4 protein-coding genes are annotated in these 6,529 nt (G+C 71.1%); 3 read left to right on the top strand and 1 reads right to left on the bottom strand.

Annotated features, from left to right (window positions below):
- Positions 1 to 733 precede the first annotated feature (733 nt).
- Entirely contained in the window at positions 734 to 1,411 is a 678-nt protein-coding gene (locus tag A3IC_RS0139350) for a DUF305 domain-containing protein (RefSeq protein WP_020555566.1), read from the top strand.
- Between the two features lie 45 nt (positions 1,412 to 1,456).
- Here A3IC_RS0139350 and A3IC_RS59180 read toward each other — a convergent pair whose 3' ends face one another.
- Positions 1,457 to 2,092: a TetR/AcrR family transcriptional regulator gene (locus A3IC_RS59180; RefSeq protein WP_020555565.1), complete on the bottom strand. Its 636-nt coding sequence runs from the start codon at positions 2,090 to 2,092 to the stop codon at positions 1,457 to 1,459.
- A 106-nt stretch (positions 2,093 to 2,198) separates the two neighbouring features.
- Here A3IC_RS59180 and A3IC_RS0139340 point away from each other — a divergent pair, with 106 nt between their 5' ends.
- A complete protein-coding gene (locus A3IC_RS0139340; RefSeq protein ID WP_020555564.1) occupies positions 2,199 to 3,728 on the top strand; it encodes an MFS transporter in 1,530 nt (509 codons plus the stop codon).
- 376 nt (positions 3,729 to 4,104) lie between these two features.
- Positions 4,105 to 6,432, top strand: a complete 2,328-nt coding sequence (locus tag A3IC_RS59175; protein ID WP_020555563.1) for an outer membrane protein assembly factor BamB family protein — start codon at positions 4,105 to 4,107, stop codon at positions 6,430 to 6,432.
- Positions 6,433 to 6,529: the final 97 nt, after the last annotated feature.

Below are 6,529 nucleotides of genomic sequence, written 5' to 3'. Positions count from 1 at the left end.
GGCTGGGGTTGGTGGGTCGGGGGAAGTTCGGCACCTCGCCGCGGCTGATTCGACGGACCGTGGGTGGCTACACCGGGGGCTGCGGGGTCGGAGCAGGCTTCGTCGGGGTGTCTGGAACCTCGACTGGACCGGGTCGTTGCCGCAGCACGCGACTGTGCGTCTATGCAGGTACCCCGTACGGGTAGGCTGGTCGAGTCGGGCTCTGGGGCGGGGGGTGCTGTGGGAGTGGTTGGTGGTAGCCGGCGTGGGGCCTCACTGGGGCGGTTGTTGTTTTTGTTGCTGCTCCTGCTCGGCACCGCCGGAATGCATACCGTTGGCCATCCGCAACAGGCCGCGCCGGCTTCGATGTCGATGGGTGATGCGGGTGGTCATGACCGGCACCTCGGCGGTCCGGAGCGGCCCGCGTCCGGGCACGACGGGCATTCCGGGCCGAGTCCCGCGTCGGTTTGTGTCGCGGTCCTGCTGGGTGGCCTCGCGCTGGGGCTGATCGCCCTTGTCCGGGGTCGCGTGGACGCGCTTCGCGGGGGAAGGCGCGGCGGGGTCGGCGGTGGCCTGTGGGGGCTGTTGCGGGCCGTGCTGCCGGCGCCTCGGCCGCCCGACCCGGCGCAACTCTCGGTGCTGCGCAGATAGGCCGACTCGGTTGCGGGCCGCGGCCCGTGACGCCACGTCAGCCCGACCGGTCCGCGCGAGTACGCGCCGGCCGGACCGCAGTCACGACCGGGAGTCGAAACCCATGCAATCGCATTCCGACGGGCGCCTTCGGCGCGCCCGCAACCTGGCCATGCTCGCGCTCGCGGGCACCCTCCTGCTCGCCGCGTGCGGCGGGGACGGCAAGGACGACCGGGGCGGCAGCGCCCCCACCACGCCCGCCGCAGCGCCGGGTTCGCCGGGCGGCGCGGGAGCCTCGGCGAGCTTCTCCGAGGCCGACGTGATGTTCGCGCAGATGATGATTCCGCACCACGAGCAGGCCGTGGAGATGGCCGGGCAGGCTCCGGGCAAGGCGGCCGATCCCGAGGTGAAGCGGCTCGCCGCGGCGATCGAGGCGGCGCAGGCTCCCGAGATCGCCATGCTCAAGGGCTGGTTGACCGGGTGGGGCAGGCCGCTCGCGGCGCCGACGGGGCATGACATGGGCGGGATGATGTCGGCCGCCGAGATGGCGGCGTTCGGAAAGTCGTCGGGCGTCGAGTTCGATCGGCGATTCCTGGAGTTGATGATCGTGCACCACGAGGGCGCGATCGCGATGGCCCGGGACGAGCTCGCCAAGGGCACCGACCCGCAGGCCCGCAAGCTGGCCGAGGCGATCCGTACGTCGCAGGCGGAGGAGGTCACGCGGATGAAGCGCATGCTCGCGAGCACGAGCGGCGGCACCGGCACCCCGCCGGCCGGGACCGGCGCGCCCGCGCACCACTGACCGACCGGGTCGGGGCGGCCGCGACCGCCCCGACCCGCTCTCGGATCAGTCCCTGGCCGCCATCATCGGCACCAGGGCGTTGTCGACCAGGGATTCGATCTCGGCCCTGGACATCGGCACGCCGGTGAGGGTGAACCGCTGGCACAACACCGAGGGGCCGGTGAGCACGCATTCGGGGGCCAGCGCGCCCGTGCGGGCCTCGCCGCGGGCGATCGCGTCGGTGATCAGCTCCGCCAGGAGGGCCTGCCACGGCCCGATCACCCGGTGCTCCCACATCTCGGCGAACTCGTGGTGTCGGTTCATCTCGGCGCTGAGCACCCGCATGCCCAGACCGAGCGGGCCGAGCATGCCCTGCGCGACGGTTTCCAGGTAGACGATCAGGTCGGCGCGCAAGCCGCCGGGCAGCGTCAGCGATTGCGGATCCGGCAGCGCGGCGGAGAGCGCGTCGGCGACCATGCTCATCTTGTCCGGCCAGCGGCGATACAGCGCCGACTTGCCGGTCCCGGCTCGGGTCGCGACGCCTTCGAAGGTCAGCGCGCCGTAGCCGCGCTCGCCGAGTTCGGCGAGCACCGCCTCGGTGATCGCTCGCTCCAGCGTGATGCCACGCTTTCGGGGGCGCTGTCGGTAGTCGGTGACCAGCAGGGCTGTCTCGACGTGCCCCGCGCGTACTCCTGTGCTCACTCTCGCCTCCGCTCGCCATGGTACAGAAAACGTTTGCGTTCTCTAAGGCAAAACCTCTAGATTCGCGTAGAGAACGCTCACGTCCACTAGTAATGCGAGGCAATCCATGACGACGGCACCTTCCGAGGTCGCCGGCTCGACCGGATCCCCGTCCGTCGACGCGCCCCACGCGCGTCGCGGACTGGCCCTGGCCCTGCTGGCAGGGGCCCAATTGATGATCGTGCTCGACGCGACCATCGTGAACATCGCCCTGCCCGACATGGGCAAGGCGCTCGACATCAGCGAGACATCGCTCTCGTGGGTGATGAACGCCTACATGCTGACCTTCGGCGGCCTGTTGCTGCTCGGTGGTCGGCTCGGTGACCTCTTCGGCCGACGCCGCCTGCTGGCGCTCGGCCTGATCGTGTTCACCGTCGCGAGCCTGCTCGGCGGGTTCGCCACGAGCGAGGCGCTGTTGCTCGCCGCACGGGCCCTGCAGGGCGTCGGCGGCGCGATGGTGGCCCCCGCGGTCCTGTCGTTGGTGACCACCACCTTCGAGGAAGGACCGGAACGCAACAAGGCGTTCGGCGTCTACGCGGCGGTGTCGGGCATGGGTTCGGCGGTCGGGCTCCTCATGGGTGGCCTCCTGGTCGAGTACCTGTCCTGGCGCTGGGTGATGTTCGTCAACGTGCCGATCGGCATAGCACTCGTGGCGGCGCTGCCACTGGCGATTCCCGACGACGCCCAGACCGGCGAGAAGGCGATCTGGCGCGGCCGGTTGGACATCCCCGGTGCGCTGACCTCCACTCTCGGTGTGACCGCCTTGGTCTACGGCGTCATCCGCGCCGCGGACAAGAGTTGGACCGACGGGCTGACGGTGGGTTCGCTGATCGTGTCGGCGGTGCTGCTCGCGGCCTTCATCGCGATCGAGCTTCGGGTCGAGCGGCCGCTGATGCCGATGCGGCTGTTCCGCAACCGCAACCGCTCGGCGAGCTACGTGGTGATGGCGCTCGCCGCGGGCGGCATGATGGGCGCGTTCTTCTTCATCACGCTCTACATGCAGATCGTCGCGGGCTACTCGCCGATCAAGGCCGGCCTGGCCTACCTCCCGCTGTGCGCGGGCGTGATGGTCTCGGCCCAGTTCACCAGCGTGATGCTGCCCAAGATCGGGCCGCGGGTGTTGCTGACGGTGGGTCCGATCCTGGCCGGCCTGGGGCTGTTCTACCTGTCCCTGCTCGAGGTCGACTCGAACTACGTCGTGGGCCTGCTGCCCGCGATGGTCGTGTTCGGTCTGGGCATGGGCCTGATCTTCGTCGCGATCATGGCCACCGCGGTGGCCGGAATCGCCCCGGAGGACGCGGGCATCGGCTCCGCGATGCTCAACGTCACCCAGCAGGTGGGCGGAGCGGTGGCGATCGCGGTGCTGACCACGATCTACACGAATGCCCGGGACGACGAGTTCAAGCACCAGTTCGGCAAGCTCGGCGAGAAGGCGCTCAACAACGAAGCGGTTCGGAACCTTGCCCTCACCGAGGGCTACACGGCCGGTTTCCTGACCGCCTCGATCCTGCTCGGCATCGCCGCCGTGGTCGCCGTGGCGGTGTTGCGGGTCGGCAAGTCCGACCTGCCGACCGAAGCTCCCGCCGGCCTGCACTAGGCCGACTTGCAGACATACTGACAAACCGTCAGTACCGCGATGCCCGGGCCCGGTTCGCATCGAACCGAGTCCGGGTGTTCGTGTCCGTGGGCATGATGCGTCCGATTCGGGCCGATCGGAGCAGGAATTTCCGCTTCCGTGGCCACTCTTCGTGATCGGCGTCCGGGGGAATCCCCTGTGTTTCGGCCGAAGCGGGACGCGGCGTGGGCGGCAGCCCGGGCAGGCGGGTACCCTGCGACAGGCAGCGGGTGCTCCACCCCGGGGCACCTCTATCGCGACGACGGGACGACCGGCGCCGTGGCACTCCTCCCGCCTGTTCCTGTCGAAACGGCCGCTCGGCGGGGATGATGGGCGGTGGGGCGACTTCGGGGGGATTGTGACGGAACACGGATGGCCGGGTGAGCCACCGGCCAAGGGGGATCCGGAACGGATCGGCCCCTATGTGGTGCTCGGCCGACTCGGTGCCGGTGGCATGGGCCGCATCTATTTGGGGCGTTCGCCCTTCGGGCGACTCGTCGCGATCAAGACGATCCGCTCGGAACTGGGCGGCGACCCGGGCTTTCGCGCGCGCTTCGCCCAGGAGGTGGCCGCGGCCCGCCGGGTCAGCGGCGTGTTCACCGCCGCCGTGGTCAACGCCGATCCGGACGCCGCGGTGCCGTGGCTGGCCACCGCGTACGTGCCCGCGCCCTCGCTCGAATCGCTGGTCCGCGCGTGCGGCCCGCTGCCGCCGCGCGCGGTGCGCTGGATGGCCGCGGGCATCGCCGAGGCGCTGGAGTCCGTACACGCCGCCGGGCTGGTGCACCGCGACCTGAAGCCGTCCAACGTGCTGGTGGCCAGTGACGGGCCCAAGGTGATCGACTTCGGCATCTCGCGCGCCGCCGACTTCGGTTCGCTCACCATGACCGGCGTCGCGGTCGGGACACCGGCGTACATGTCGCCGGAACAGGCGCAGGGTGTCCGGGACATCACGCCGGCGAGCGACATGTTCTCGCTCGGCGCGACGCTGGTCTACGCCGCTACCGGGCATTCGCCCTACCCCGACCGCAAGCCCGCCGAGGCGCTGTTGCGCCTGGTCACCGGCTCCCCCGACCTGGACGGGCTGCCGCCGGAGCTGACCGGTCTGGTCAACCTGTGTATGCAGCGCGCCGCGGAACACCGGCCGAGCCCGACCCAGTTGCTCAACCAGCTCGCGCCGCTCCTGGACGACAGCGACGCGGACAGCCAGTTGCCGGACAACGCGTCGGCGATGGTGCAGCGGTTCGAGAGCCAGTACCGCCCGACGATGGGCCCGCGTACGCCGCCGGTGCGCGAAGTGGTCGAGCCGGAGCTTCCCCAGCTGCCGGAGAACGTCCGCCCGGATCCGAACAACATGGGCAAGCTGCCCAACCAGGTGCGCGAGGAGCCGCGTCCGGCGCCGCGCCCCGAGACGCACCGGCCCGCGCCGCCACCGCCGCAGCGCCCGCCGACCAATCCGACTCGCAAGCCGCCGCCCCGACCGCCGGTGCCGCCGACGAACACGCCGGTGACCGGGCAGCCGGGTGGCCCGCGTCCGGTCGCGGGGCGACAGGTGTCCACGTCGTCCCCGTCGCCGGCACTGCCGACCGAACGGGTGGCCAGGCCGCCCGCGGCGATACCCAACTCTCCGGTCACATGGCCGGAGAGCGGGCCCGACGTGCCGCGCCAGCACCCCACTCCGCCGCGCACCCCCACCGGCGGTCTGGAGACGTCGCCGGTGTGGCGGTTCACCGCGACCGGGGAGATCCTCACCCCGCCGGTGCGCGCGGGTTCCGGTCGGACCGCGCGCGTGCACGTGCACAGCAACGACAACGGGCTGCACACCCTGCACCTGGCCACCCGCGAGTGGCGGTTCGACTCGTCGGGCTGGTCGCACCCGCCCGCCGTGGACGGCGAGCTGATGTACCTCAGCAGCCAGGACAACCATGTCTACGCACTGGAGCTGACCTCGCGTCAGTGGCGCTGGAGCTTCCCCACCGGCGGCGAGGTGGTGGCCGCTCCCGTGGTCGCCGACGGCACCGTGTACTTCGGCTCCAGCGACAACGCGCTGTACGCCGTGGACGCGGCCACCGGCCGATGTCGCTGGCGCTTCCCCACCGGCGGCTGGGCCACCTCGCCCACCGTCGTGGACGGCACGGTCTACTTCGGCTCCAGCGACCGCTGCGTGTACGCGCTGGACGCCGCGACCGGCTGGTGCCGGTGGCGCTTCGCCACCGGCGGCTGGGTGTCCTCGCCGACCGTGGCGAACGGCATCGTGCACGTCGGCAGCACCGACCAGTACCTCTACCTGCTCAACGCCACCGACGGCGCGATGCGCGGGTGGTTCGGTGCGGGCGGTCCGGTGGCCCAGCCCGCCACGGCCGGCAACCTGTCCTTCTTCGGCAGCGGTGACGGCGGGCTGTACGCGGTCGACGTCAACACCACGCGCTGCGTGTGGCGGTTCGGCGCCGAAGGGTGGGTCACCTCACCGGTGGTCGGCGACGACATCGTGTACGCGGGCAGCAGCAACGGCTCGGTGATAGCGGTCGGCCTGGGCGGCGAGCCCCGCTGGCGCTTCACCACCGGAGGCCGGGTGACCTCGCCGGTCGTGGCCGACGGGCTGCTCTTCGTGGGCAGTGCCGACCGGCATCTGTACGTACTCGACGCGGCCACCGGAAAGGGCCCCTCGGTGGCGACGCCCGCCGGCTGATCACGACGCGACCTCGATCGACGCTCGTCCCGTGGGACGAGTCCGCTCCATAGGTCACGTCGAGGTCACAAAACTACCGATCAATCGGGAGTTCGCG

Origin of the sequence: Embleya scabrispora DSM 41855, from assembly GCF_000372745.1 — a bacterium.
GTDB lineage: Bacteria > Actinomycetota > Actinomycetes > Streptomycetales > Streptomycetaceae > Embleya > Embleya scabrispora.
Note: the sequence above shows the minus strand (reverse complement) of the source record. Positions and strands in the feature narration are given on the sequence as shown.

Excerpts from the sequence above, each read along its gene's own strand:
- A3IC_RS0139350 (WP_020555566.1), top strand. The coding sequence starts at position 734 with ATGCAATCGCATTCCGACGGGCGCCTTCGGCGCGCCCGCAACCTGGCC.
- A3IC_RS0139340 (WP_020555564.1), top strand. The coding sequence starts at position 2,199 with ATGACGACGGCACCTTCCGAGGTCGCCGGCTCGACCGGATCCCCGTCC.